Consider the following 26,287-nt stretch of genomic DNA (forward strand, 5'->3'; position numbering starts at 1 on the left):
GATCTGCAAGCCGGCCCATTGGCCGGCTTTTTTGTTGGATGGCCCCCGGAGGAACACCTTCCGGGCTGACACGTTCAGAAGGACAACCGGACGGAAGGAGATCTCCATGAAAGCCATGCGCATCATCGCTGCCCTGAGCCTGCTTGCGATTGCCTTGCCGGCGGGTGCCCAGGACAAGCAAACGGCGGTCGCCAATTTCGTCGGCAAGGACGGCAAGGAAAACGGCCGCGCTCAGCTCACGGCTGCCGCCAATGGCGGCGTCCTGATCGAAGTGGAGATATCGGGACTGCCGGCGAATAAGTGGGTGGCCTTTCATGTTCACGAGACCGGCCGCTGCGATGCGGCAACCCATCACGAATCGGCAGGCGGCCATTTCAATCCGGACTCGGCCGAGCACGGGATTCTTGCGGCCAAGGGACCCCATGCCGGCGATATGCCCAATCAATATGTCGGACAGGACGGCGTGTTGAGAGCCCAGATATTCGACGGCATGGTCACGCTTGACGGCAAGAAGGACGGCATCCGCGGCCGCGCTTTGATGGTGCACGCCAATTCCGACGATTATCGCAGCCAGCCTTCGGGTGACGCCGGGGAGAGGCTTGCCTGCGGCGTCATTCAATAGGCCGACGATCGCCCCGGTCAGCCATGTTTCACTGCCGCGTCGGCTTTTCGGCCCCCGCGGTGCCGTTTGACCTCTTTGCCGGCGCCGAATTTGAATCGTCCCGCAGAGCGGCTGGATCGTCCTTTTCGTCGAAGGCAAGCTTTACCCGCTTCACCATGTCACGGCTGACCTGCCACCAGTCCCCAGTCTTTGCCCAGTAGCGCAGCGTTACCGATATCGTGCTGTCACCGAGGCTGTCGATGAAAACGCTGGGTGCCGGTGACGGCAGCACCCTGGGATTGCCTTTGGCAAGGCCCATCAACGTCTCCATTGCCAAATCAAGATCATCCTCGCGAGAAATGCTGATCTTCAGATCGTTCTGCCGTGTAGGTTCGCGGCTGAAGTTGGTAATCGGCGTATTCCAGAGCGTCGAATTCGGCGCCAGCCGATAGAGCCCGTCGCCGGTTCTGAGTTCTGTCGCAAACAGCCCGATCTCGCGCACCGTGCCGGCCACGCTGCTGGTCTCGATATATTCGCCGACGCGGAATGGTCTGAGGACCAGCAGCATGATGCCGGCCGCAATATTCTGCAGCGTCCCTTGCAGCGCCAGCCCGATCGCCAGGCCGGCGGCGCCAAGGGCGGCGATGATCGAGGCGGTCTGGACGCCGAACTGGCCGAGTACGGTAATGAACACCAGGATCAGCAGTGCATAGCGGATGACGTTGGTGAAGAAGCGCGCCAATGTCTCGTCGATACCGTGGATGCGCGACAGGCCTTCATAGGCCCAGCGGCTGACGAAGCCGGCCAGCGTCCAGCCGACGACGAGCAGGATGACCGCTCCGAGAATGGAAAAGGAGTATTGGACGGCGAGCGCGCTTGCCTGGCTCAGTGCCGTCCGGGTGGCAAGAAGGACGTCGGCTGCTTGTTGTTCCATGATTTGGCCCTGCGGATTGTGCGTGGTCGAGGGCAAGATGGAGCGGACGGCGGCAGCGTCAACCGCCGCCGGCGTCGTGAATGTCGAGCACGAAGGGCGCATTGCCGTCGGCATCGGCGCCGCGTCCGATCGCCCGCACGGCCGTGACCAGCCGGCCGCCGCGGTCAAGCAACGCGTCGCCAATCTCGATCAGCCGGGTATTCGGCGTCGCGAAAGGCGAGGCGGCGCGCAGCCGCCGGGCCAGCGCTTCTTCGCTCTGATCCGGTGCGAGCGACAATGCGGCGATCAAGGCGGCCGCCGGGGATCGCGACACGCCCATCCAGCAATGGATGAGCAGCGGCGTCTCCTGCCGCCATGACGCGGCAAAATCGATAAGTTGGCGGACATGCGTTTCGTCAGGCGCCACGAGACCGCCGGTGCCCTTGAACGCGATATCGTTCATCGCCAGCGTCAGGTGACGCTCGGGCGCGATCACGCCCGGCCGGTGAAAGGCATGTTCCTTGGCGATCAGGCTGATCATGTCGCGCGCCTTGTGGCGCACCGCCATTTCGGCGATGCGTGACAGCGGCGAGACGATGATGACGCTCACGATCCCATATCCCGCTCGGCCTCGATCGCCGCGAAGCGCTCGCAGAACAGCCGCTGCGCTTCGATCGCGGGCAGCGGCTCCATCATCAGCAAGTCCTTGCTGATGCCGCGCGGCTGGCCGAAGAATTTTTGCGCTTCAGCCGGTGTGAAACCGGCAAGCACCGTCGCCTCGAAATAGGCGGCAATGGTGTCGGCCTTCTTGATCCGGTCCTTGAGGTCGCGCGTGGGATGCGGCGGCAGGCCGAAGCGCAGGTGCACGGCCGCCTCCAGCCGCATTTCCACCGCCTTGTAACCGCCGCCGACCACCGATTTGAACGGCGAGATCATGTCTCCGATCACATATTCCGGCGCGTCGTGCAGCAGCGCCATCAGGCACTCCTCCGGCCGGGCGTTGTTGAAGCGGCGGAAAATGTCTTCGACGAGGAGACTGTGCTGCGCCACCGAAAAAGCGTGATCGCCGGATGTCTGGCCGTTCCAGCGGGCGACGCGCGCCAATCCGTGGGCGATGTCGGCGAGTTCGACATCGAGTGGCGAGGGGTCGAGCAGGTCGAGCCTGCGCCCGGACAGCATGCGTTGCCAGGCACGCGGAACTTTGGCCGTCACGCGCTGGCCTCGTCGGGGCTGGTCGGGAAGACAAGCCCGGACCATTGCGGCAGGGTGAGAGAAACGGCCGTCCCGCCGGCCAGCAGCGGCGTGCCTTCCGCCATCGCGGCGCCGGCGCGGTCGATGCGCACGATCGCAAGTCCGCTGCCGCCGTCGACGGAACCAAGGGTCCCCACCGGCTTGCCGGCAGCGGTGATCTCGGTGCCCGTCCCCGGCAGAGCCGTTGCGGCGGATACCGTAACGACGCGCCGGCGCGCGGTGCCGCGGTGCTGCATGCGCGAAACCACTTCCTGTCCGACATAGCAGCCTTTCTTGAAGGAGAGGCCGCCGTTCAGATCCATCAGAACATCATGCGGAAAGGCATCCTGCAGCGAAAAGTCCGATCCCGATATCGCAACGCCGTGGGCGATGCGCAACGCATCGTAGAGCGCCTCAGCGCTGACACCGTGCCGTCCCGGCCGGCGGGTCAGCGTGAGGCCGGCCGTGGCGAAGCGGCTATCCCGAACGCCCTGGTTGATGCCATCGGCATCTTCGCCCCAGCAAACGCTGATGCCTTCTTCGGCGACGGGCGCAAGCGTGACGGCGGCCCGCAGCTTGTACATCGTCAGCCGTTTCAGCAGCGCATCGCGCTGGTCGGCATCGGTTTCGATCATGTAGCCGTCGCCATCCTGCCAGATCATGAAGTCGAACAGGATCTTGCCCTGCGGCGTCAGCAGCGCCCCAGGCCGCGCTTCGTCGGCCGCAAGCGAGGTGATATCGGTGGTGATCAAGTTTTGCAGGAAGGATTGGGCATCCGCGCCGCCGACGGAGAGCAATGAGCGGTCTTTCAGGAATACGGCTGGCATGGCGGAACCTGTCGCGTTGGTCATCGCTCAGAGGTATGACTTCATGAGGCGGATCGCAAGCGCCATGCAGCTTGCGTCAGGCGTCAATCGCCTGCCGTGAAGAATTTCCATTTGCCATCGGGCGTAATGCCGAGGCGGTAGAAATTATATCCGCCGAATTCCTGCATGTCGGACAGATCGCCGGCAGTGACGATGCGCAGCAGTTCGACCCGCTCCGGCGGCGTCAGCGACTTCAGGTCTTTCTCAGCGAAATAGGGCCAGACATACATGTCGTCGGCGGTGCCTTGGCCGACATGGACGAAGCCGGTCGAGACGATGTCGAGCATGATGGCGAGGATTTCGTCCCCATCGGGATCGCCGGAAAGATCCTTCAGCGTGCCGATCGGATCTTCTGTGGGTTCGCCGACCGTCACCTGCGTCTGCTCTGCGCCGGTGCCCATCAGCGGCCGCAGCCGTTCGAGATCGCCGGAGGCGGCCGCCTCGACGATCTGCTGGCGCATCTTGCGCACCGGCTCGGGGGCCTTGCTGATGTCGTAGATCACCTCGACGGGCTTGGAATTGTCCTGCGTGCCCGGCGTCTTGTCGACACCTTGACTGTTCTGGCTATTCACCAGCGGATCGGCCATGGGAACGCCGGGAGTGGTGCCGCCTTGCGGCTGGCTCTGCCCTTGGGCACTTCCCTGTGCCGGCTGGTCGTTCGGCTGGCCGGGGATCTTGTGAAGTTCGGAAAGCGCGTAGGCCGAGGGCGTAAGGGCGAAATTGCCGGCGGCAAGGCTGAGCGCAAGCATCACCGGCGCGAGCGAAATTCGCGAAACTTTCTCTTTACCGATGCGCATCGAACTCTCTGATAATGATTATTGCAGGGTACGGTTGGCGGAGAATTCGCCGGCAAGCATACGGTCGCGCAGCGAATCGAGCAAAGCTTCGGCGCTGCTTTCCCCATGCAATCTAATGGTCTCGCGCAGTGCATGCGCGATGGCGGCATCAGCAATGATCTCAGGCTCGATCCCGTCGGCCATGCCGTCGGCCCAAGCCTCGTTCTGGTACTCCAGAGCCGCCTGCATCTTTTCGTGGACGATCATGTCGTCGATCTCGTTGAGGCTTGCTTCCATTGTCTTTTCCTCAGAACTTCTCATCTCTTACTGCACCGTTAACAACACTAACAGCCTTTTCCCAAAACGACACGTCCGCATGCGAAAACAGGTTAATTAAACGTCAATTTCCAAAGCGCGAGGTAATTTCTGTGGCAAGTGTTGCACCTTCGTTACGGTAGCGCTCTTCTGCCACGATGGCCGCCGGGGTGCAATCCGTGTAGACCGAGGCGAAGGCGCGATAACCGCGATTGAAGGCTGCCGTGAGCTTTTCCTTGCGTTGCGGTTCGTTGCCGGCCTCCGAATCGAGCAGCTGCTGCATGCCCTTTCGCCACTCATCGCCGCCCGCGGCCTTGCAGAGGGTTCTCAGATAATGCACCGAACCCAGCACCTCGGCGAGCCGCGCCAGCTTGTCGTCATAAGGGACGATCGCAGCCGGCGGCGCAATCTCCTCCTGTGGAGGCGGCGTGTTCTTGCCCTGAGCCATGGTGGGGCCGGCGAGCACGAGCAGGGACAGGACAACGCGTCGAACGGGAATCATGCTTCCAGTTGATACGTTGACCATGACGGCAACAAGGCGCGCTTGACAATTTCCACTTCTATTCGCCGCCCGCCAGAGCATGACGCCGAAAAGTGTCAGCGGTTTTCGGACGACATCATGCTCTAACTTTAATTCAGAACAGGATGATTATCGGCCGGTTGACCGATAATCATCCTCTGCCAGCCGTTCCGCGCATTCGAGCACGCTCTGCGGCACAGGCAGCCGCCGAATCTCATCCACCGTATACCAGCCCAGCGCCGCTGCATCGTCGGCGGCTTCCGCCACTATGTCCCGGTCGGCCTCGACGCGAAAAACTGACAGGAAGAAATGGCTCTTCAGGCTGCCGTCCGGCCCATGCGTCTTCAGGTCATAGGTTGAAAACAGCCGCGGATTATGCGCCTCGATGCCGGTTTCCTCCCGGAATTCCCGCAGCGCCGTCTGCTCCGGCGTTTCCCCCGGCTCGGCGCGTCCACCGGGAAAGGCATACATGTCGGCGGAAGGCGGGTTGCGTCGCAACACCAGCAGGAACCGGCCGTCGCGTTCGAGAATGGCGGAGGAGGCGGCTTTGGCGGTGGAGATCATAAGACTGCTCTTGTTGTGACGGCCCATTCTATCGCATGGACCGATTGTTGCATGCCGGCGCTGCCTGGCTTCCCAATTTTTCGTCTGGGCAGGTTCGGAAGACAAGGCCGAAAGGCGGTGCAACGGACCCGAGGTGACGACATGTGTGCAACAAAGATTCCAGATTTTCGAGAGGGCTTTGCGTGACCTATATCATCTATGCCTTTGCCGCCGTTTTCGAGATTGCCGGCTGCTTCACCTTCTGGGCATGGCTGAGGCTCGAAAAGCCCGTCTGGTGGCTGGTGCCGGGCATGATCTCGCTCGCGCTTTTCGCCTGGCTTCTGACGCTGGTGCCGAGCGAGGCCGCCGGTCGAACCTTCGCGGCCTATGGCGGCATCTATATTCTGGCTTCGCTCTTCTGGCTCTGGCTGGTCGAAGGCCGTGTGCCCGATCGTTATGATATCGGCGGCGGACTGATCTGCCTTGCCGGGGCGAGCGTCATCCTCTTTGCGCCGCGAGGCTGAAGCATGTCGCGCAAGCGCAACGCGCTTTAGCTCTTTGGTCGCGGCACGTCCTGTTTCAAACCGCTGTATAGGCTTGCGCGGCACGCCCAGGGCGGCTTGACCGGACTCGGAGCGGGTGCAAAGACGGGCCGATGTGTGGACGTTTCGCCCTGACAAGTTCCAGCGCAGACCTGCGCGATTTCCTCTCCGGTGTCGATCTCGACGATTTTCCGGCGCGCTACAACATCGCCCCGACGCAGCCGATCCTGGTCGTCATAGCAGGCGAGGACAGGGAGCGAGGCAGCAACCTGGCCGACCGGCGCGCGGTGCTGGTGCGCTGGGGTTTTACCCCGGCCTGGGTCAAGGACCCGAGAGAATTTCCGCTGCTGATCAATGCGCGCGCCGAGACGGCGATCGGCAAAGCCTCGTTTCGGGCGGCGATGCGTCATCGCCGCGTGCTGATTCCGGCTTCGGGTTTTTATGAATGGCATCGTCCGCCGAAGGAGAGCGGCGGCAAGCCACAGGCCTATTGGATCAGGCCGCGCCAGGGCGGAATCGTCGCCTTTGCCGGATTGATGGAGACATGGTCCTCAGCCGATGGCTCGGAGGTCGATACCGGCGCGATCCTGACGACCTCCGCCAATGCGGGCATCTCGGCGATCCATGATCGTATGCCTGTCGTCATCAAGCCGGCGGACTTCGCGCGCTGGCTCGATTGCAGGACGCAGGAACCGCGTGAGGTGGCCGACCTGACGCAGCCCGTTCAGGACGATTTTTTCGAGGCCGTACCGGTCTCCGACAAGGTCAATAAGGTTGCCAATATGGGCCCTGACCTGCAGGAGCCAGTCGTCATCGAACGGCCGTTCAAGGCACCCGAGAAGCAAAGGCCGGATAACGGCCAGCTCAGTCTCTTCTGAAACGTTATCGGCCGCTTCTGGCACGGCGGCCCGTTTGGTCGAATCCTAGAGATCGGGACGCTTTAGAAACATGCCGCAGTCTTGGGGCAACGGCATGCTGGAAGCTGGAAGGTGAAGCGCAGGTGACGGCGGTTCGAAGCTCGGCGCTTCAAGCGGATTTCTTGACGCTCTCCGGCTTGTTCTTCGCCATCAGCGATGCCGCGGCAACGGCCTTCAGGCCGACGGGGCGATAATTGGCGGCGAGGTCCGGCTTGGCCGTCTGCTGTTCGCCGGTACTGCTCTTGTTCGAAGTCACGGATACTCTCCTTTACGTGGTTCTTCCCTGGGTATTTTATTTTTGCAGTTTCGCCAGAAATAGCGACGAATCGGCGGCGCCGCTTATCAGGATTTGTGAACGCCCACCATAATTCGCGAGGCTTAACTGAAGCCTACGTTGGTTAATACTTACTGAAGGAAGCTGTTCCCAAAAAACTGGTCAGCCGTTATCCCCGGGGAAGGCTCATGGCTTTCCCCGGAGAGGCGCACGTTTTCCGGGAATATGCGAGAAATGAGGGAGAAGCATCTCCGTGGGAGAGAGGCTACTGCAGTTCAAAGTCTTACAGTGTCCTTTGCGCGTCTGAAAGGACGCGCGGCGCTGTAGGAGATGCCTGAAGGTCAGATATGACGGCCGATATCGTCGTCGCCGACGCCGGGCTCCTCGATCGTCAGCGTCCCATATTTCCGCCGCCATTTCCGCGCGCCAAAGGGGAGCGAAACGAGGTAGGCGGCAACGGTAAACACCATCACCTCCCAGGTGTAGCTCATCAGCAGAGCTACATAGAGCACGACGCCGAGCATCATCGGCAGCACGAGATCGCGCCGCAGCCGGTTGCCCTCCGATTTGCCCGACCAGACCGGCAGCCGGCTGATCAGCAGGAAGGCGATGAACACGGTATAGATCGACGAGACAAAGGCGAAGGTGCGGTCGGTCGCCATCCCAAGGAAGCCGAGATAGACCGGCAGCAGCACGAGCATGGCGCCAGCCGGCGCCGGCACGCCGACGAAATATTCCGACTGCCAGCTTGCCTTGTTCTCGCGTTCGGCCATGACATTGAAACGGGCAAGGCGCAGTCCGGCGGCGATCGCATAGATCAGCGCCGCGATCCAGCCGAGCGAGCGCGCCTGGTCGAGCGCGAAAACATAGACGACGAGGGCGGGTGCGACGCCGAAATTGACGATGTCGGCAAGCGAATCCATCTGCGCGCCGAACTTCGAGGTCGCCTTCATCAGCCGGGCCACCCGTCCGTCGATGCCGTCGAGGAAGGCGGCGACGAGCACCATGGAGACGGCGAGCTCGTAACGATTCTCGAAAGCCAGGCGGATGCCGGTCAGCCCGGCGCAGATTGCCAGAATGGTGATGAGATTCGGAAAGACGAGACGGAGCGGGATTTCGCGCAGACGCGGGCCGCGGGCGGAATCATCCGGACCATTGGGCTCGAAAGGCGGAAAAGGCGTTTCCATATCGCGTTCCAATCTAGCTGCGGCGGCTGATAACGGGACCCTTGGCCGAGGCGAATTCGGCGATGACGGTTTCTCCGGCAATCGCCGTCTGGCCGAGCGAGACGCGTGGCGCCGCGCCGGCGGGCAGGAAGACATCGAGGCGGGAGCCGAAACGGATCAGCCCGAAGCGCTCGCCCGCATCCATCGGCTCGTTGGTGTTTGCCCAGCAGAGGATGCGCCGCGCCACGAGGCCGGCGATCTGCACGACGCCGATCTGGCCGTGGCGAGTTTCGATTACCAGGCCGTTGCGCTCATTGTCCTCGCTCGCCTTGTCGAGCTCGGCGTTCACGAAGCTGCCGGAGCGGTAGTTGATGCTGACGATGCGTCCGCGCATCGGCGCCCGGTTCACATGGCAGTTGAAGACGTTCATGAACACCGAAATGCGCAGCATCGGCTCCGAGCCGAGGTCGAGCTCGGCCGGCGGGGTCACCATCTGTATCGCCGAGACCTTACCGTCGGCCGGGGAAATCACCAGATCGTCGTCCTGCGGGGTCACGCGCTCGGGATCACGGAAGAAGTAGGCGCACCACAGCGTGAAGATCATGCCGATCCAGAAGAGCGGCTTGAAGATCCAGCCGAGGATCAGCGAGGCGACGAAGAAGGCGGCTACGAAGGGATAACCCTCCTTGTGCACGGGGACGATCGTGTTGCGAACCGTGTTGAACAGGCTCATGGCTGCCGGTCTCCTTGCGTTGTCGTTTTTTGCTGGTTAGCGAAAAACCGCCTCCGGGGCAATGCTGCGGCCCCGGCCCCTGTTCGCACGTTTAGGTTCTGAACAACAAAAGCCGATGCCGGCATCCGGTTCCCGAATTAATTTGCCGGCGCAAGCCGCGTGACCACGCCCATGTCGTCGCTTTCGCGCACCTGCTTCAGGTGTTCCTCGGCCTGTGTGGCCTCGCGCTGACGGTTCCACATGGAGGCATAGAGGCCGTTCCGTTCAAGCAGGGCCGCATGGGTTCCGCGCTCGGCGATTTCACCGCTTTTCAGCACGATGATTTCGTCGGCGCCGATCACGGTCGAAAGCCGATGGGCGATAACCAGCGTCGTTCGGTTCTTCGAAACCACGTCGAGCGCCGTCTGGATTTCTCGTTCCGTCGTCGTGTCGAGCGCCGACGTCGCCTCGTCGAGGATCAGAATCGGCGGCGCTTTGAGGATGGTGCGGGCGATCGCCACCCGCTGCTTCTCGCCGCCCGAAAGCTTGAGCCCGCGCTCGCCGACTTTGGTTTCGAAACCTTCCGGCAGCATTTCGATGAAATGCGCGATCTGCGCCACCTCGGCGGCGGCAAAGACCTCGCCGTCGCTGGCCGATGTACGGCCATAGCGGATGTTGTAGGCGACGGTATCGTTGAAGAGCACGGTATCCTGCGGCACCATGCCGATCACCGAGCGCAGGCTCTTCTGCGTCACCGTGCGGATATCCTGGCCGTCGACCGTGATCGTGCCGCTCTGGATATCGTAGAAACGATAGAGCAGGCGCGACAGAGTCGACTTGCCCGCCCCCGAGGGGCCGACCACGGCGACCGTCTTGCCGGCCGGCACGTCGAAGGAAATCCCCTTGAGGATCGGACGGGCCGGATCGTAGGCGAAGTGCACATCCTTAAAGGAGATCGCGCCCTGGCCGCTCCTGAGTTCTGTTGCATCGGGCGCGTCCTTGACTTCGGCTTTCACCTCCAGGAGATCGAACATTTGCTCGATATCGGTCAGCCCCTGGCGGATTTCGCGGTAGACGAAGCCGATGAAGTTGAGCGGCGCGGAAAGCTGCAGCAGCATCGAATTGACGAAGACGAAATCGCCGACTGTCTGCTCGCCGCGCTGGACAGCCAGCGCCGACAGCACCAGCATGATCGTCGTGCCGATGCCGAAGATGACGCCCTGGCCAAAGTTCAGCCAGCCGAGCGAGGTCCAGACATCGGTCGCCGCCTTCTCGTAGCGCTCCATCGATTTGTCGAAGCGTTTGGCTTCCATCTCCTCATTGCCGAAATATTTGACGGTTTCGAAATTGAGGAGGGAGTCGATGGCTTTGGTGTTGGCGTCGGTATCGCTGTCGTTCATCGACCGGCGGATAGCGATGCGCCAATCGGAGGCGCGGATCGTGAACCAGATATAGGCCCAGACCGTCAAGGCGGTGACGGCGAGGTAGGAAAATCCGTAACCCCACCAGAAGATTGCCGCGGTCAGCAGGAATTCGATGACGGTCGGAACCGAATTGAGGATCGTGAAGCGGACGATCGTCTCGATACCCTTGGTGCCGCGCTCGATGATGCGCGAGAGACCGCCGGTCTTGCGCTCCAGATGGAAGCGCAGCGACAGCTCGTGCATGTGCACGAAGGTCCTGTAGGCGAGCTGGCGCACCGCATGCTGCCCGACGCTGGCAAACAGCGCGTCGCGCAACTGGTTGAGGCCGAGCTGGATCAGCCGCGTGAGGTTATAGGCGATGACCAGCGCGATGGCGCCGGCAAGCAGCGGCGGAACCGTGCCGGCGAGGTCCATCCTGCCATTCAGTGCATCGGTCGACCACTTGAAGAAATAGGGAACGAGCAGCAGAACGAACTTGGAGATCAGCAGATAGACCGAGGCCCAGACGACGCGCATCTTGAGGTCGGGCCGGCCGGCCGGCCACATATAGGGCCAGAGGTTGAGAAGCGTGCGCAGCAGGTGGGATTCCGAGACAGTCTTGCCGTTTGCCATGCGTGTCTCCAGTCCGGATGGGAGTTGCTGCCGTCGCGTGTGTCGATGCTGGCAAAGCGCGAGCGGGACGTGCTCGAAAGCGTTTCCCCTGTCACCGCCAGATAGGGTGCCGGGCGGATGAATACAACAAATGCGGGGCTCAGGAAAAGCCCGGGCCGGGCGGTTATCCCGCCCGGCCCGATCATGTTCTTCTGCTTTGTTTAAAGGTGCTGGCCGGAAAGGCGTTTGCGGTGCAGTTCCTCGGCATTCGGCAAGGCATCCTTCGGCAGGCCGAAGATCTGGCCGGGGCGGATGCGGTCGGGATCGGTGATCTTGTCTTCGTTGGCGATGTAGATCGTCGTGTAGCGCACACCAAGGCCATAGGTCCGGCGCGAGATCTGCCACAACGTGTCGCCGCGGCGAATGATCACCGCCGCATTGTTGGCCGTCAGCGGCGCCTGTTCAATGGTTTTCGGCTGGTTGCCGGCAGCGTCGTTGGTGGACGCCGCGGATGCAGGGGCCGCAGGCGCTGGTGCGCCGTTGAGTTCGGCAATGATCGCCCCCAGCCCGTCGAGACCAGCCCCGACGGATTTTGAATCCTTCGGCAGGCCCTGCAGCATCTTCAACGCGTTGGTCGCCTTCTCAGAGGCGGATCCGGATGCTTGCTTGAGGCTATCGGATGCGTCGGCGCCTGGGCGGAAGTCGGCAAGCGAGCGCAGTGCGAATTCCGTTGCCGAGCGCGCCGCTGCAAGCTGTTCGTCGCCGGGCAGCTTGCCGTCGGCAAAAAGCCCCTTCAGCAGGCCGAAGGCCTTGCCGGCCTCGGCCTTGCGCTTGCCGAGTTCGCCTTCGTCGAGCGGTACCATCGAAGAGGAGCCGTTCGCGTCGGCAGGGCCGGCTTGCGCGGCGACCCTTACCTGGTCGCCAGCCGGACGATTGAAGGTCACCGCGGCGCGCACGATCACCTTGCCGGCGGGATCGACGACATCGACGCGGATCTTGTGGTCGCCGACCGACAGTGCTGCAACGCCGTCAATAACGAAATGTCCGTCGGCACCCGCCGTGTCCTGGCCGACGAGGTTGTCGTCGGCATAACCGAGGACCTTGGCGTTGGCGCGCGCCGTGCCGGCGATGAAGATCTTGTTGCCCTCGATCTCGACGGCGTTGACCATAACATCGGGTGCCGTGGCCTTGTCGGCTTCGGCCGGGCCGGGAACGGCCGGCGCCGCATTCGTGTCGCCGGGCAAGCCAGGCGTCTGCAGAGCCAGCTCACCGGTCGCTGCAGCAGGAGCGGTTCCGTCGGCTGCTGCCTTGTCGGCAGACGGCGCCATCGGATCGGAGGCGTCGGCGACTTCGGTTCCGCCCGTCGGCGCCGTGATGATGCGGCTTGCGGTGCCAGGCTTGGAGACCATGGCGAGCAGATTGGCGCCATTGCCGTCCTCCGGCACGGAAACGGTTGCGACTTCTTCGGAACGCGTGGTCTTGCCATCCTTGCCCGTCACCTTCAGCACCAGTTGGTGGTCACCGGCCGGAAGCGGATTGTCGAGGACGGCGGCGAAATCGCCGCTCGGACCGATATCGGCCGTCGTCACAACCTTTTCGCCGTCGAGCACTTCAAGCTTGCCGTTCGGCTCGGCGGAACCGGCGATGACGGTCGATCCATCCGGCTCGACGCGCAGGACGTCGAAGGCCGGAAGCTTGGGACCGGCATTGGCCGCTGCAGCGGCCGGCTCGGGGGCGCCGGTCAGCGCTGCCTCGGCCTTGGCAATTGCCGCGCTCGCATCGGCGATGTTTTCGGGCAGCGACTGCACGATGGCCAGCGCCTTGGCGCCGCCTTCCTTGGCCTTCGTGGCAACGGCTTGCGTCGCGGGATCGATGCCCTCGGGAATGGTGAAGCCGGCAAGCGCGGTGAGCGCATTGATCGTCTTGGTTTTGGCGGCGGTGAAGACATCGATGGCCGGGCCTTTGCCATTGGCAAACAGCGCCTTGAGCTCGCCGAGCGCGAGGCCGGCATCGGCCGAAAGACGGCTGACCTGGGCGGCGACCGCAGTCGGATCGGCGGAGCGTGATGTCTTTGACGCCTCGTTAACCGTGTTCTTGAGCTCCGTGCTCGCCTGGTTGATAGCGTCGCCGACCTTGGTCGCATCGCCGCCGATGCGCGGCATGACAAAGAATACCATCAGTAGGATTGCGGATACGAGCACTGCAAGGGCCAGCAAGCCGGCACGGTTCTTCATCATTATGTCTCCCAAGGCGGCAAATTGCCGTAGTACCGAAAATTGCTAGCGATTCCCGTTGCTTTTCACAAGCATTCAAAGCAATTAGGCAAGCTAGGCATGCTGCTTTTCAGTCAATTTTCTTGACTGCATTGAAATGGAATAGTTGTTTCGCCTCCATGACCGAACAATCTGTATCGATTCGATCCATCTGCGTTTACTGCGGCTCGAGGCCGGGACGTGATCCCTCTCACATGGCGGCCGGGCGCGCTCTCGGAAGAGAGATCGCCGAATACGGCCTGCGCCTGGTCTATGGCGGGGGTACCAAAGGCATCATGGGCGCGGTTGCAAGCGGGGTGCTTTCAGGCGGCGGTCAGGTCACGGGCATCATCCCGGATTTCCTGATCGATATGGAAGCGACTCGCCATTCGCTCGGTCAGCTCAACGAACTCATTGTAACCCCTGACATGCATGCGCGCAAACATACGATGTTCGAGCGCTCCGATGCCTTCGTCGCCTTGCCGGGCGGCATCGGCACGCTGGAGGAGATCGTCGAGATCATGACCTGGGCCCAGCTCGGCCGCCATGAGAAGCCGATGGTTTTTGCCAACATCAACGGTTTCTGGGATCCGATGATGGAACTGCTGCGCCATATGACCGATGAAGGTTTCCTGCACACCGCCCACCGGGTGCAGCCGCTCATCGTCGACGACGTTTCCGGCATCATTCCGGCGATCATGGCCCAGGCGGCCCAGCTCGCCGCCGATCGCGACGGCGAGGACGAGGTGATCTCGAAGATGTAGGTGTGCAAGAGCCCCGGATTGCCCGGCCTTGTGACTGGCACATTCAGCTGTAGGCCGAAACAAGCCGGGTCACCTGAGATCGCATCCATTGATTGGCGGGATCATTGTCACTTGCCGCCGACCAGACCATCGATATCGGGCTCACCGTTAAATCAAGGGGAACCTCGGCGGTCGCCAAGCCGAAAAGGCCGGCATACCGCTTGACGATCCTGGTCGGCAGGGTCGCGATCAGGGGCGCTTCCAGGACGGCGGTAAGCACGGTCAGGAATTCCGGCGCTGCCACCGACACGTCGAGTCGCACGTTGATCCGCTTCAACGCGTCATCGATGCAGCCTTCGATGGCGTCCTTCTGAGAAACGAGTGCATGCCTCAGCCCGACATAGCTGTCCCGGTCCAAAGTTTCGGGAAGATCGAGAAGCTCAGGATTGTAGCAACACATTAGCGATTGCTCGAACAGCAGGGTCCGCCGGTGTCTGTTGTTGCCGTCATCGTAGCAACCGACGCCGAGGTCGATGACATTGTCGTCCAGAAGCTTGTGGACCAGCTCAGGGTCGACCGCTCGCGCAAGCACTTTAATACCCGGGGCTGTCTCGTTTAACATAGCGGCGAGGCGCGGCACGAGCAGCACCTCAAGCTCGCTGGAAAAGCCGATGCGGAATATCTGCTCGGCCTGATCGGGCTCGAAGACTGCCGGCGTTACAATCGCCTGCTGCGTGCGGCTGAGTATCTGCTCTACGGCTTCGGCGAAACGCAGCGCCCGATGAGTCGGCTGCATGACCTGGCCGACACGCACAAACAGCTCATCCTGCAGCAATGTCCGGAGAGTGCCGAGATTGTGGCTCATAGCGGGCTGCTGGATTTTCAGGCGAACAGCAGCTTTCGTCACGCTCCGCTCCTTCATGAGCGCATCGAACGCGACCAGCAGATTGAGGTCGAAAGACCACAAATTGAAATGATCAATGGAGACAATTTCATTCATCGATTTGATCGTTGCATGAATCCTTCTTACTGTCCATAGCCATCAGACAGCGCTGTCCCGGTTCCATTTAACTCGAAAGGAATTCCATGAGCGATCTTGGAAAGGAATATCGTATTGCCGGCGTGACAGTGAGAAAGGTGCAGGAGCAGTACCTTCACGACGTTCCGCCCTCATTCCTCTACCCGACTGCCGGATCTGAGGAGATCAAGGCGGTCGAGCCGCGGCTTTCCGCCGTCGATATGGAAGAGGGCCGCGATGCCCTTGTAGTGAGCATTCATAGCTGGCTTGTCATCACGCCCGACCACGTCATCCTCATCGACACGGGCTCGGGAAACGACAAGGAGAGACCGCGCAATTCCGGCTTCCATCATCAGACCATTCCGTTTCTCGATAGGCTGCGTCAGGCGGGTGTCGAGCCCGAAGATGTCGACTTCGTCATCAATACCCATCTCCACGTCGATCATTCCGGCTGGAATACCGTGCTTCAGGACGGACGATGGATCCCGACTTTCAAAAACGCCCGCTACGTCTTCCCACGCGCCGAGCAGGAATATTACGCGTCGACGGCGAGTCACAACGACGTCAACATTCCCAGCCTCGGCGTCTATGAAGACAGCGTAAGGCCGGTGATCGAGGCGGGGCTTGCCGATTTCATCGACAGCGCAGGCGGTCCTTTCCTCGATCGATTCATCTTCTTGCCGACGCCTGGGCACAGCATCGGCCATATGTCCGTTATGCTGGAGGCGGATAATGAAGCGGCAATCTTCGCCGGCGATGTCATGCACCATCCGATCCAGGTGGAACGGCCCGACCTCAACACGGTCTTCTGCGAATTCCTGGATCAGGCTGCCCAGTCCAGACAGCGCGTCCTCGAACTCGCAGCTGATAATCGCGCCATGTACTTCTCCACGCATTTCCCCGGTTCGTCTGCTGGTTATGTCACCCGCGACGGCGAAAAATTCAGGTGGTCCTATGTCTAACAACGAGCTCGCATCGTCAGCTTTTGACGCCAGTCAGATCGTATTCGACGAGCATTACGTCGACAGCGGAACCGAGGGCATCAAGCTCTGTCTGCGCAATAAGCGAAGGAAGGACCACAAAGTCTTTCTTGCGGAGAAAACAATCGTGATGGTGCATGGAGCGACCTTCTCGTCCGGAAGTCTTTACGACGTTCCCTTCAATGGAATGTCCTTCATCGACTTCCTCGCGCATCATGGGTTCGACGTCTTTGCCGTCGATGTCCGGGGCTACGGAAAATCGACCCGTCCACCGGAAATGCAGGCGCAGCCCGATCTCAACCCGCCCCTTGTTTCCACCGACACCGGCGTCACCGACTTCGCAACGGCTGTCGAGTTCGTGCTTCGACTTCGGGGCCTGAAGGCTGTCAGCGTGTTCGCAATGTCGTGGGGCGGTACCGTAGCCGGCGCATATGCTGCTCGCAACGCCGACAAGGTCGTCAAGCTCGCGCTGCTCGCGCCACAATGGCTGAGTGACGTTCCCATTCCCATCGACCAGGGCGGTTCCCTCGGCTCCTACAGGCTTGTTCCCGTCAAAGCGGCCCTGGCGCGTTGGCTGGGCACCGCACCTGAATACGCGCGTGAACGTCTTGTGCCCGAGGGCTGGTTCGATCTCTGGTCGGAATCGACCCTCTCGGAGGAGACGTGGCAAGACGATAGGGAGCAAGGCAAACTTCGCGCCACCAACGGGCCGATCCAAGACATCCGCACCTACTGGAGAGCTGGAACCCCATATTATCAACCGAGCGAGATTCGCGCGCCGGTGCTGCTGTTGCACGGCGAATGGGACATCGACGTTCCGCTTGATCTGGCGCGGGCCTATTTCGAGCAGCTGACCGGCGCCTCCTACAGGCGATGGGTGGAAATCGGGGAGGCGACACATCTGGCCCTGATGGAGAGCCACCGCATGCAGGCCTATGCCGAGGTCGTCCGCTTCTTCGATGAAGCTTTCAAACCGGAATAGAGTCTGAACGACCAGGCTCCGGCATCGAATCCGGAGCCTGCTTCCTCCATCAAGCCGGCCGCGCGTTCGCCCGGCCGTCGAGCCATTCGTTTCCATGACAATTCTGATAACCGCCATCCTGGATGCCGGGCGAAGTGCCGTCGACATCGCGATATTCACCTTTCTGCCTCTCATGATCGTGACATTTTCGCTGATGCGCTACCTCGAGAGCGTGAGCGCGTTGCGATCAATCGCCGGCAAGGTAAACCCGCTGTTCAGACCTTTCGGTCTGGACGGTTTTGGGGTTTTGGCAATCATCCAGCTCAGCCTCGTGAGTTCGGCTGCCCCGGTCGCTGCCCTGACGCTGATGGCGCGTAAAAGAACGTCGGAGAAATTTATGGCCGCGGCCTTTGCCGCGGTGCTTGCGGCGGCGCCGGCGAATGCCAGTTTTCCACTCGCAAGCCTCGGTGTCGATCCGGGCTCGATCATAATGAACGGCATTTGCGGGGCGCTCGCTGCGTCCACTCTCGCCGGTTGGATCGTCGGCCGCCGTTCCTTGCGTGGAAAGATCTGTTCCTGCGACAGGGCGGATGACCACGACGTCGTTAGGCGCGATCTGCTGGCCGCGATCAATCGCGGTGGCGCAGATGCCATTGGCGTCATTGCTGCGATCCTGCCGGTGCTCGTGATCTCACTTGCCCTGGTAAGGCTGACCCAAAGTACAGGCGCACTTTCGGCTTTCACGTCCGTTGCGCAGCCATTGCTTCAGCTGCTCGGCGCCTCGCAGCAGGATGTGCTGTTCTTCCTCACAAAGTGTCTGGCAGGATCGAGCGCAACGGTCACGCTGTTACTCGACGCCCACAAGGAACTGAGTTTTACGCCAGAGAAAATCATTCACGGATCCGCATTTCTGCTAAACCCTCTCGACCTTCCTGGCCTCTCCATTCTTATCGCTTCGGTGCCGGCGCTCCGCTCGGTAGCAGGCGTCGCAGTCTTCAGCGCACTGGCCGGAATCCTGGTCCGCACAGCTCTGCTGTCCTGGCTTTGAGCCAAGTCGGTCGGTCGAGACGAGCGCAACGGCTACATCCTTCCGCGGCTCCCTTTGAGCATCGACCAGCTGTAGAAGAACAGCCCCGCCCAGATCAGCGGGAAGGCGATCATGCGCGCCGTGCCGAGCGGCTCTTGAAAGGCGAACACGGCGATCAAGAAGATCATCGTCGGCGCGATATACTGCATGATACCGATCGTCGACAGCTTGAGCAGCTTGGCGCCATTGGCATAGATCATCAGCGGCACGGCGGTGATGACGCCGCAGCCGAGCAGCAGGGTCGTATCGGCAAGGCCGGTGCGGTAGAGATGGCCCTGGCCGCTGCCGAATTCGAGATAGAGGATGTAGAGGAGGGCGGGCCCGCTCAGGATCAGCACCTCGAGGAAGAAACCCTGATTGGGTCCGAGCGGCAGTGTCTTGCGGAGCAGGGCGTAAAAACCCCAGCTGACCGCCAGCGTCAGCGCGACCCACGGAATGCCGCCGCTGTCGAAGGCGAGTATGGCGACAGCGAGCCCTGCAAGCGCAATCGCCGCGATCTGCAGCGGCTGCAGCTTTTCCTTCAGGAGCACCGCGCCGAGGAAGATGCTGAACAGCGGATTGATGAAATAGCCAAGTGCTGCATCGAGCGAATGGCCGGCGCCGATCGCCCAGACATAGGTGCCCCAGTTGACGGTGATCAGCGACGCGGTCAGCGCCCCCATCGCCAGCATGCGCGGCGAGCGCAGTGCTGCGCTGATATCGGCGGTGCGTCCGAGCACGATCAGCACGATGCCGGCCAGCGGCAGCGACCAGACGATGCGGTGGGCGATCACTTCGGCCGGCGGAATATGCGCCACCGCCTTCATATAGAACGGCAGGAAGCCCCAGAGCAGATAGGCTGTCAGCGCGAAGGCGAAACCGCGTGGACTATCTTCGTTCTTGGCCAAGGGAACGGATGCATCGGTCGACATCGGGTGTTTCCATCTTTGTTCTTCTTCTGATCCGGCCTAGCTTAAGCGCCGTGAATAGGCCAATTCATTTCGTTGAATGAATGGTGAGAGCAGTTGAAGCAAAGACATCGCGATGGCGAACACGAGCGGACGGTCAGCCTGGAACCCGGCGGCCGAAAGGCCGGCAAAAGCGTCGCCGAACCGGTGACCAGGTCTATTCCGCCGCGATCTTGCCCGCCAGCTGCCGGTTCTTCATCAGCTTGTAAATGACGGAATCCATCAGTGCCTGGAACGAGGCGTCGATAATGTTCTCCGAGACGCCGACCGTCCACCAGCGCACGCCGTCACTGTCGGTGGATTCGATCAACACGCGGGTGATCGCCTCCGTGCCGCCATTGAGGATACGCACCTTGAAATCAGCGAGCACCAGATCGTCGATCTCGTGCTGGTACTTGCCAAAGTCCTTGCGCAGCGCCAGGTCGAGCGCGTTGACCGGACCTTCGGCGTCGGCAACCGACATCAGCGTCTGTCCGTCAATGGTGATCTTGACCACCGCTTCCGAGACGATCTTCACGCGGCCAAGACTGTCGAAACGACGCTCGATCATCACCCGGAAGCCCTCGATGGTGAAGAATTCCGGGATCGTGCCGAGTGTGCGATGCGCCAGCAGCTCGAAGCTCGCGTCGGCCCCCTCATAGGCATAGCCGATGGATTCCCGTTCCTTGACGATCGAGATCAGGAGGTCGAGCTTCGGATCGTCTTTGGCGAGGGTGATTCCGCGCCGCTTCAGCGCATTGATGAAGTTCGCCTTGCCGCCCTGGTCGGAGACCATGACCTTTCGAAAATTGCCGACGCTTTCCGGCGGCACATGTTCATAGGTCTTCGGATCCTTCAGCAGCGCCGACGCGTGAATGCCGGCCTTGGTGGCGAAGGCGGAAGCGCCGACATAGGGCATCTGGTGGTCGGGCGAGCGGTTGAGCAACTCGTCGAAGGCATGCGACAGCCGGGTGAGGTTGAGCAGCCGCTCCTCGTCGATCGCCGTTTCGAAGCGTGTGTTGTAAGCGCTCTTCAGTGCCAGTGTCGGGATCAGCGTCACCAGGTTGGCATTGCCGCAGCGCTCGCCAATGCCGTTCAGCGTTCCCTGGATCTGCCGGACGCCGGCTTCGACCGCGGCCAAGGAATTGGCGACGGCCTGGCCGGTGTCGTTGTGGGCATGGATGCCGAGACAGCGGCCGGGCACGCCGGCGGCGATCACCGCCTCGACGATGGCGCGGACTTCCGGCGGCTGCGTGCCGCCATTGGTGTCGCAGAGCACGACCCAGCGGGCGCCACTCTCATAAGCGGTTTTGGCGCAGGCGATCGCATAGGCCGGATTGGCCTTGAAGCCGTCGAAGAAATGTTCGCAGTCGACGATCGCCTCCTTGCCGGCGCCGACCGCCGCCTTGACGCTTTCGGCGATGCATTCGAGATTTTCCTCGTTGGTGCAGCCGAGCGCCACTGCGACATGGTAATCCCAGCTCTTGGCGACGAAACAAACGGCGTCGGCTTTCGCTTGCAACAGCCCGGCAATGCCTGGGTCGTTGGAGACCGAAACGCCCGACCGCTTCGTCATGCCGAAGGCGACGAAGGTCGCCTGGCTGGTGCGCCTCTCGCCGAAAAAGGCCGTGTCCGTCGGATTGGCGCCGGGATATCCGCCCTCGACATAGTCGAGGCCGAACTCATCCAGCATGGCGGCGATCGCGATCTTGTCCTCGACGGAAAAATCGATGCCAGGCGTCTGCTGCCCGTCCCGGAGCGTCGTGTCGAAGAGGTAGATGCGTTCTTTCATGTCGTTTCCTCCCGCCAGGCGGGTGTTGTTGAAATGCGGATGCTGCCTCATCCGCGCGCGGGGAGAGGGCTAGGGTGAGGGGCGGCCCTGTTCAGGGCAATCAGTCCCGCTTCCCGGCAAACTTATCGGTCGCCCGGATCAGCCGGTCGAGTATCCCGGGCTCCGAATAGGCATGACCGGCACCCTCGATCAGGTGGAACTCCGCCTTCGGCCAGGCCTTGTGCAGCAGCCAGGCATATTTGGCCGGGCAGGGCATATCATAGCGGCCATGCACGATGACGCCGGGAATATCTTTCAGCCTGCCTGCGTCACGGAGCAGCTGTCCCTCGTCCATCCAGCCGGCATTGACGAAGAAGTGGTTCTCGATACGGGCGAAGGCATAGGCGAATTCCGGCTCCTCGAACTTGCCGCTCGTCGAAGGTTCCGGCAGCAGCGTGATCGTTTCGCCTTCCCAGATGCTCCAGGCCTGCGCGGCCGCAAGGCGCACGTTTCTGTCCTCATGCGTCAGGCGGCGATGATAGGCCTGCATCATCTCATGCCGCTCTTCCGGAGGAATGGGAGCGATGAAGCGCTCCCACTTGTCCGGGAACATTTCCGAGACGCCGAACTGATAGTACCAGTCGAGCTCCGCCTTGGTCAGCGTATAAATGCCCCGCACAATGAGCTCGGACACGCGCTCGGGATGGGTCTCGGCATAGGCGAGTGCCAGCGTCGAGCCCCAGGAACCGCCGAATACCTGCCAGGTCTCGACGCCGGCCATCTCGCGCAGCCGCTCGATATCGGCGACGAGGTGCCAGGTCGTGTTGGCATTGAGGTCGGCATGCGGCGTCGACCGGCCGCAGCCGCGCTGGTCGAAGAGCATGACGTCGTAGAGAGCGGGATCGAACAGCCGGCGATGGGCGGGCGAGAAGCCGCCGCCCGGGCCGCCATGCAGGAACACGGCCGGTTTGGCGCCTGATGTGCCCGACCGTTCCCAGTAGATCACATGGCCGTCACCGACATCGAGATGGCCGGAGGCATAGGGTTCGATTTCGGGATAGAGGGTGCGCAGTATCTCGGTCATATCTTCACGCCTTTCGCGGGCCAGACCTTAGTGTCATGATCGGGATGCTGAAAGGAGATGATCGCCTCCTGTCGGGCATAGAAATCCGGGTCCTTGTGCACCGGGGCTTCGAAGATCGTCTCGACCCAAGGCAAGCGGGCGTCGTAATTGACCTGGATCTGCGGCGCCAGATCGCTGCGGTCGTCGAAGGCGCCGATTGCAAGCTCCAGGCCACCGGGATGACGATAGGTCATCGGCGTGCCGCAACTGCTGCAGAAGCCGCGGGCGATATTGACGGAGGACTGAAAGTAGCTCGGCTCGCCGCGGGTCCACTCCATTCCCTCCTCGAGTACGGTGACGAGGGCGGAGAAGAAGCCGCCGAACTGCTTCTGGCACATGCGGCAATGGCAGATCGAGGGCCGACCGAGCGCGCCCGATATGCGGAAGCGCACGGCGCCGCACTGGCATCCGCCTGTTCTGATTTTATCCGTCATGGGGTTTCTCCGGGTGGCCAGCTTTTCGTATCATGGTCGGGATGCTGATGATTGCTCGCCGCGATCGTATCTTCGCGCTCGGACGTGTCCGGCTCCGGTTCCAGCGGCAAGCCGTCGATCGCGTGAAACCAGGACATCTTGCGGCCGGTATTCGACTGCATCACCGGCTTGACTGCATCGGGATCATCCAGCGAGCCGAGCGCGATGTTGATGAAGTCCGTTTCCGGAATATCGTAGAACAGCGGCGTGCCGCAATCGCCGCAAAAACCGCGTCGCACGAGATCGGACGAGCGGAACCATTTCGGCCCGCCGCGGGTCAATTCGAAATCCTGACGTTTGGCCGCAGCGAGCGGCAGGAAATAGTTGCCGGCCGCCTTCTGGCACATCCGGCAGTGGCAGATATGGGGATAGCCGAGTTCGCCGCGCGCGCGGTAACGCACCGCGCCGCACTGGCATCCGCCGGTGTACTTCGTGACTTCGCTCAAGCGCGATCCTCCGGTGGCCACACCTGCGTATCATGGTCGGGATGCTGATAGGAAACGAGTTCATGCAGGAAGGAGCCTGCCGTTAAATCGGCCTCGGTTCTTTCTCCGGGCAGTTCATGCAGATGATCGACGAAGGCGATCTTGCCTTCGACGCCCCACTGGATGGTCGGCGGCAGCAGCGAGGGATCGTCGAACGCGCCGGCGGCAACCGCCATTCCGTCGGGCGCCTCATAGGTCAGCGGCGTGCCGCAATCGCCGCAGAAGCCGCGCTCGACGAAATTGGAGGAGCGGAATTTCTTGCGCGCTCCCCGTGTCCATTCGAACTCGGCGCCGCGCACCGAAACCAGCGGCGCATAATAGGCTCCGAACGCCTTCTGGCACATGCGGCAATGACAGATCGACGAATCCTTCAGTTCGCCGCTGACGCGAAAGCGCACCGCACCGCACTGGCATCCGCCGGTATAGGTGGTCATGGCAGGTCCTCCTGCAGTGATGCCGTTGATAAGGAGAAAACCCCTCCCAACCCTCCCCACAAGGGGGAGGGCTTTCCCGCGGCGCCGCCTTTGTTTCTGCCTCGAACGCTTGCGATTGCGGTGACGTCGTTTCGAAGCAGTGCGGCACCGTAGCCCCTCCCCCTTGTGGGGAGGGGTTGGGGAGGGGTCTTATACCCCAGCGCCGTTCTCAACGCTTCACCTCCCACGTCGTCACCCGCTCACCTGTCGCGGCATCCTTGCCGTCCTTCAGCTGGATGCCCTTCGCCGTCAGCTCGTCGCGGATCTTGTCGGCTTCAGCAAAATTCTTCGCCTTCAGCATTTCCAGACGTATGGCGACCAGCGCGTCGACCGCTGCTGCGACGGCTTCATCGATTTCGGCTTTCTTCGGCAGCACCCCGAGGAGGAAGGCCGTCGCGGCGAAGGTGGCGCCGACGGCGGCATCGGTATGGGCAGCCTGCGCCAGCGCATGCAGGGCCTGCACCGCCGCCACCGTATTGAGGTCATCGGCCAGCGCGTTCATGACGGCCTCGTCCGGCTTGGCGTCGCCGGGTTCCGTTGCCGGCCACTTGGCGAGCAGCCGTTCGGCTTCCTCCAGCCGCTTGATCGAGAAATCGATCGGCTCGCGGTAATGCGTCATCAGCATGGCAAGGCGCAACACCGCGCCCGGCCATTTCCGCCCGCCGAAGGTTTCCGTGTGCAGCAAATCGTGGATGGTGACGAAATTGCCTTCGGATTTCGACATCTTGCGGCCTTCGACCTGCACGAAGCCGTTATGCATCCAGACATTCGCCATCACCTCGGTGCCGTGAGCGCAGCGCGACTGGGCGATCTCGTTTTCATGGTGCGGGAAGATCAGATCCAGCCCGCCGCCGTGAATATCAAAGATATCGCCGAGATAACGCCGGCTCATCGCCGAGCATTCGATATGCCAGCCGGGCCTGCCGCGGCCCCAGGGGCTGTCCCAGCCGGGTTCGTTGTGGCTCGAGAGTTTCCACAGCACGAAATCGCCGGGGTTCTTCTTGTGCGCATCGACGGCGACGCGGGCGCCGGCCTGCTGTTCGTCGAGCGGGCGCTTCGAAAGCTGGCCGTAATCCGCCATCGACTTGGTGTCGAACAGCACTTCGCCAGATGCGACATAGGCATGACCGTTGGAGATCAGCTTCTCGATGATCTCGATCATCTCTTCGATATTGTCGGTGGCGCGCGGCTCGACGTTCGGCTCCAGGCAGCCGAGTTCGGCGACATCGGCGTGAAACTGCGTCTCGGTCTTTTCCGTGACCGCGCGGATGGCCTCGTTCAGCGGCAGGCCCGGATGATCCCTCAGCGCCCGCGCGTTGATCTTGTCGTCGACGTCGGTAATGTTGCGCGCATAGGTGACGTGGCTTTCGCCATAGACATGCCGCAACAGCCGGAACAGCACGTCGAAGACGATGACCGGCCGCGCATTGCCGATATGGGCGAAATCATAGACCGTCGGGCCGCACACATACATGCGGACGTTATTGGGATCGATCGGCGCAAAGACCGATTTCTCCCGCGTCAGCGTGTTGTACAGCTTCAGTTCCGGCGTGCCGCCCATTTCACTCTCCCAAATGCACGTTCAGAAAATATCGCAACCGGCGGGCCGGGGCGTTTCGCATCTTGACTGTGGGGGAGACGAAAACGGCCGGGCCAGCGCTTGCGCTAGCGAATAATCTTTCCGCAGATAATGCAGATAACCGTTTTCATGCCGCGTTTTATGGCGCGGGAATGACGTTTGGTCAAGAGGGGCGAGGAACGATCCGGCGCCACAGTCCGTCCGCCATTTTCCCGGCACAAATCGCTTGTAGCCCGTCGAGAAGCTGCTGAAAATACGGGAGGAATGAGTGGGGAGCGTGTTCCGGTGGAGTGTCGGAGCGGCCGCAATTCTTGTGGTCGCATCCGTTGCGTATTTCGCTTACGATTTCGGCATGCTTCGCTTCAACAATCCATCTCTATCGCGCTATCCGATCCAGGGGATCGATGTCAGCCATCACCAGGGCGACATCGATTGGAAGACGGTGGCCGCGCAGCCGAACATACGCTTTGCGATCATGAAGGCGACCGAAGGCGGCGACCACAAGGACTCCAGGTTCGCCGAAAACTGGCAGCGCGCCGGCGATGCGGGAGTTGTCAGGGGCGCCTATCATTTCTTCACCTTTTGCCGCCCGGGCAGGGATCAGGCGCAGAACGTCCTTTTGACCGTGCCGAAGGCGCCGGCAACATTGCCGATCGCCATCGATCTCGAGTTTGTCGGCAATTGCGACAAGGTGCCGACCCTCGAAGAAATGGCGACGGAAGTGAACGCCTTCTTCACCGAGCTGAAAGCCACTTTTCCGGAAAAGCCGATCTTTTACGTCACGCAGGAATTCTACGATCAATATCTGAAAGGCAATGACGCCCGCTTCCCCGAGCATTACCTCTGGCTGCGAAGCGTATTCAAGGAGCCGACGCAGGAAGGCTGTGGCCGCTGGTCGATCTGGCAATTTGCCGACAACGGCACAGTGAACGGCATTCAGGGAGCGGTGGATCTGAATGCGCTCTGCCCGTCGGAAACGGGTTTCGCGCATTTGTTTCCAGCCCTTGCTGCGAACTGAGGCGTCGA

29 protein-coding genes are annotated in these 26,287 nt (G+C 61.7%); 8 read left to right on the top strand and 21 right to left on the bottom strand.

Features of this window, described 5'->3' with window-relative positions:
- Positions 1–106: 106 nt before the first annotated feature.
- On the top strand, positions 107–622 hold the full coding sequence (locus AMC88_RS07190; RefSeq protein WP_064821713.1) for a superoxide dismutase family protein: 516 nt from the start codon (positions 107–109) through the stop codon (positions 620–622).
- A gap of 28 nt (positions 623–650) precedes the next feature.
- Here AMC88_RS07190 and AMC88_RS07195 read toward each other — a convergent pair whose 3' ends face one another.
- The 8 genes from AMC88_RS07195 to AMC88_RS07230 form a co-directional block, all read right to left on the bottom strand.
- Positions 651–1,535, bottom strand: a complete 885-nt coding sequence (locus tag AMC88_RS07195) for a mechanosensitive ion channel family protein (RefSeq protein ID WP_064825828.1) — start codon at positions 1,533–1,535, stop codon at positions 651–653.
- Positions 1,536–1,593: 58 nt separating this feature from the next.
- A complete protein-coding gene (locus AMC88_RS07200) occupies positions 1,594–2,124 on the bottom strand; it encodes a tyrosine phosphatase family protein (protein WP_064825037.1) in 531 nt (176 codons plus the stop codon).
- Positions 2,121–2,693, bottom strand: coding sequence for an HD domain-containing protein (locus AMC88_RS07205; RefSeq protein ID WP_064825827.1), 573 nt, complete (start codon positions 2,691–2,693; stop codon positions 2,121–2,123). The genes AMC88_RS07200 and AMC88_RS07205 overlap by 4 nt, the downstream gene beginning before the upstream one ends.
- A gap of 29 nt (positions 2,694–2,722) precedes the next feature.
- Entirely contained in the window at positions 2,723–3,571 is an 849-nt protein-coding gene (gene ygfZ, locus AMC88_RS07210) for a CAF17-like 4Fe-4S cluster assembly/insertion protein YgfZ (RefSeq protein WP_064825826.1), read from the bottom strand.
- A gap of 83 nt (positions 3,572–3,654) precedes the next feature.
- Positions 3,655–4,407 carry a hypothetical protein gene (locus AMC88_RS07215; protein ID WP_016734283.1) on the bottom strand — a complete coding sequence of 251 codons (753 nt, stop codon included), beginning with the start codon at positions 4,405–4,407 and terminating at the stop codon, positions 3,655–3,657.
- Between the two features lie 18 nt (positions 4,408–4,425).
- On the bottom strand, positions 4,426–4,683 hold the full coding sequence (locus AMC88_RS07220) for a hypothetical protein (RefSeq protein WP_004675135.1): 258 nt from the start codon (positions 4,681–4,683) through the stop codon (positions 4,426–4,428).
- A 103-nt stretch (positions 4,684–4,786) separates the two neighbouring features.
- Complete coding sequence (locus tag AMC88_RS07225) at positions 4,787–5,227, bottom strand: TIGR02301 family protein (RefSeq protein ID WP_170960105.1); 441 nt, start codon at positions 5,225–5,227, stop codon at positions 4,787–4,789.
- 123 nt (positions 5,228–5,350) lie between these two features.
- Positions 5,351–5,785 (bottom strand): NUDIX hydrolase, encoded by a 435-nt coding sequence (locus tag AMC88_RS07230; protein WP_010019604.1) that lies wholly within the window; start codon positions 5,783–5,785, stop codon positions 5,351–5,353.
- 182 nt (positions 5,786–5,967) lie between these two features.
- Here AMC88_RS07230 and AMC88_RS07235 point away from each other — a divergent pair, with 182 nt between their 5' ends.
- Both AMC88_RS07235 and AMC88_RS07240 read left to right on the top strand, forming a co-directional pair.
- Positions 5,968–6,288, top strand: coding sequence for a YnfA family protein (locus AMC88_RS07235; RefSeq protein ID WP_029531549.1), 321 nt, complete (start codon positions 5,968–5,970; stop codon positions 6,286–6,288).
- Positions 6,289–6,419: 131 nt separating this feature from the next.
- Positions 6,420–7,184, top strand: coding sequence for an SOS response-associated peptidase (locus AMC88_RS07240; protein ID WP_016734279.1), 765 nt, complete (start codon positions 6,420–6,422; stop codon positions 7,182–7,184).
- A 148-nt stretch (positions 7,185–7,332) separates the two neighbouring features.
- On the opposite strand, the gene AMC88_RS33550 is transcribed toward AMC88_RS07240, so the two are convergent.
- From AMC88_RS33550 to AMC88_RS07260, 5 genes are all read right to left on the bottom strand, one after another.
- The gene (locus AMC88_RS33550; protein WP_010006292.1) at positions 7,333–7,479 is read right to left on the bottom strand and encodes a hypothetical protein; all 147 of its coding nucleotides are present in this window, start codon (positions 7,477–7,479) and stop codon (positions 7,333–7,335) included.
- Between the two features lie 359 nt (positions 7,480–7,838).
- Positions 7,839–8,684 carry a CDP-diacylglycerol--serine O-phosphatidyltransferase gene (pssA, locus tag AMC88_RS07245; RefSeq protein WP_004675126.1) on the bottom strand — a complete coding sequence of 282 codons (846 nt, stop codon included), beginning with the start codon at positions 8,682–8,684 and terminating at the stop codon, positions 7,839–7,841.
- Between the two features lie 13 nt (positions 8,685–8,697).
- Positions 8,698–9,396 (bottom strand): phosphatidylserine decarboxylase, encoded by a 699-nt coding sequence (locus tag AMC88_RS07250; RefSeq protein ID WP_064825038.1) that lies wholly within the window; start codon positions 9,394–9,396, stop codon positions 8,698–8,700.
- A 137-nt stretch (positions 9,397–9,533) separates the two neighbouring features.
- Positions 9,534–11,411 (bottom strand): ABCB family ABC transporter ATP-binding protein/permease, encoded by a 1,878-nt coding sequence (locus tag AMC88_RS07255; protein ID WP_012483281.1) that lies wholly within the window; start codon positions 11,409–11,411, stop codon positions 9,534–9,536.
- A gap of 200 nt (positions 11,412–11,611) precedes the next feature.
- Positions 11,612–13,627: a LysM peptidoglycan-binding domain-containing protein gene (locus AMC88_RS07260; protein WP_064829922.1), complete on the bottom strand. Its 2,016-nt coding sequence runs from the start codon at positions 13,625–13,627 to the stop codon at positions 11,612–11,614.
- Positions 13,628–13,782: 155 nt separating this feature from the next.
- Between AMC88_RS07260 and AMC88_RS07265 the strand changes: the two genes are divergently transcribed.
- A complete protein-coding gene (locus AMC88_RS07265; protein WP_012483283.1) occupies positions 13,783–14,406 on the top strand; it encodes an LOG family protein in 624 nt (207 codons plus the stop codon).
- Between the two features lie 43 nt (positions 14,407–14,449).
- On the opposite strand, the gene AMC88_RS07270 is transcribed toward AMC88_RS07265, so the two are convergent.
- Entirely contained in the window at positions 14,450–15,385 is a 936-nt protein-coding gene (locus AMC88_RS07270) for a LysR family transcriptional regulator (RefSeq protein ID WP_004675117.1), read from the bottom strand.
- Positions 15,386–15,471: 86 nt separating this feature from the next.
- Here AMC88_RS07270 and AMC88_RS07275 point away from each other — a divergent pair, with 86 nt between their 5' ends.
- The 3 genes from AMC88_RS07275 (at position 15,472) to AMC88_RS07285 (ending at position 18,392) form a co-directional block, all read left to right on the top strand.
- The gene (locus AMC88_RS07275; protein WP_064825040.1) at positions 15,472–16,365 is read left to right on the top strand and encodes an MBL fold metallo-hydrolase; all 894 of its coding nucleotides are present in this window, start codon (positions 15,472–15,474) and stop codon (positions 16,363–16,365) included.
- Positions 16,358–17,365: an alpha/beta hydrolase gene (locus tag AMC88_RS07280; protein ID WP_012483284.1), complete on the top strand. Its 1,008-nt coding sequence runs from the start codon at positions 16,358–16,360 to the stop codon at positions 17,363–17,365. Before AMC88_RS07275 ends, AMC88_RS07280 begins: the two co-directional genes overlap by 8 nt.
- A gap of 94 nt (positions 17,366–17,459) precedes the next feature.
- On the top strand, positions 17,460–18,392 hold the full coding sequence (locus AMC88_RS07285; protein WP_012483285.1) for a hypothetical protein: 933 nt from the start codon (positions 17,460–17,462) through the stop codon (positions 18,390–18,392).
- Between the two features lie 32 nt (positions 18,393–18,424).
- Here AMC88_RS07285 and rarD read toward each other — a convergent pair whose 3' ends face one another.
- The 7 genes from rarD to cysS all read right to left on the bottom strand — a co-directional run bounded on the left by rarD (position 18,425) and on the right by cysS (position 25,243).
- Entirely contained in the window at positions 18,425–19,342 is a 918-nt protein-coding gene (gene rarD / locus AMC88_RS07290) for an EamA family transporter RarD (RefSeq protein ID WP_012483286.1), read from the bottom strand.
- A 193-nt stretch (positions 19,343–19,535) separates the two neighbouring features.
- Positions 19,536–21,149 carry a citramalate synthase gene (gene cimA / locus AMC88_RS07295; protein WP_012483287.1) on the bottom strand — a complete coding sequence of 538 codons (1,614 nt, stop codon included), beginning with the start codon at positions 21,147–21,149 and terminating at the stop codon, positions 19,536–19,538.
- A 100-nt stretch (positions 21,150–21,249) separates the two neighbouring features.
- On the bottom strand, positions 21,250–22,212 hold the full coding sequence (pip, locus tag AMC88_RS07300) for a prolyl aminopeptidase (protein WP_004675106.1): 963 nt from the start codon (positions 22,210–22,212) through the stop codon (positions 21,250–21,252).
- Positions 22,209–22,685, bottom strand: coding sequence for a GFA family protein (locus AMC88_RS07305; RefSeq protein WP_012483288.1), 477 nt, complete (start codon positions 22,683–22,685; stop codon positions 22,209–22,211). Before AMC88_RS07305 ends, pip begins: the two co-directional genes overlap by 4 nt.
- Complete coding sequence (locus AMC88_RS07310; protein WP_012483289.1) at positions 22,682–23,170, bottom strand: GFA family protein; 489 nt, start codon at positions 23,168–23,170, stop codon at positions 22,682–22,684. Before AMC88_RS07310 ends, AMC88_RS07305 begins: the two co-directional genes overlap by 4 nt.
- On the bottom strand, positions 23,167–23,643 hold the full coding sequence (locus tag AMC88_RS07315) for a GFA family protein (protein ID WP_012483290.1): 477 nt from the start codon (positions 23,641–23,643) through the stop codon (positions 23,167–23,169). The genes AMC88_RS07310 and AMC88_RS07315 overlap by 4 nt, the downstream gene beginning before the upstream one ends.
- A 208-nt stretch (positions 23,644–23,851) precedes the next feature.
- Positions 23,852–25,243, bottom strand: a complete 1,392-nt coding sequence (cysS, locus tag AMC88_RS07320) for a cysteine--tRNA ligase (protein WP_012483292.1) — start codon at positions 25,241–25,243, stop codon at positions 23,852–23,854.
- 286 nt (positions 25,244–25,529) lie between these two features.
- Here cysS and AMC88_RS07325 point away from each other — a divergent pair, with 286 nt between their 5' ends.
- Positions 25,530–26,279, top strand: a complete 750-nt coding sequence (locus AMC88_RS07325; protein ID WP_012483294.1) for a glycoside hydrolase family 25 protein — start codon at positions 25,530–25,532, stop codon at positions 26,277–26,279.
- Positions 26,280–26,287: the final 8 nt, after the last annotated feature.

Origin of the sequence: Rhizobium phaseoli (genome assembly GCF_001664385.1) — a bacterium.
Taxonomy (GTDB): Bacteria; Pseudomonadota; Alphaproteobacteria; order Rhizobiales; family Rhizobiaceae; genus Rhizobium; species Rhizobium phaseoli.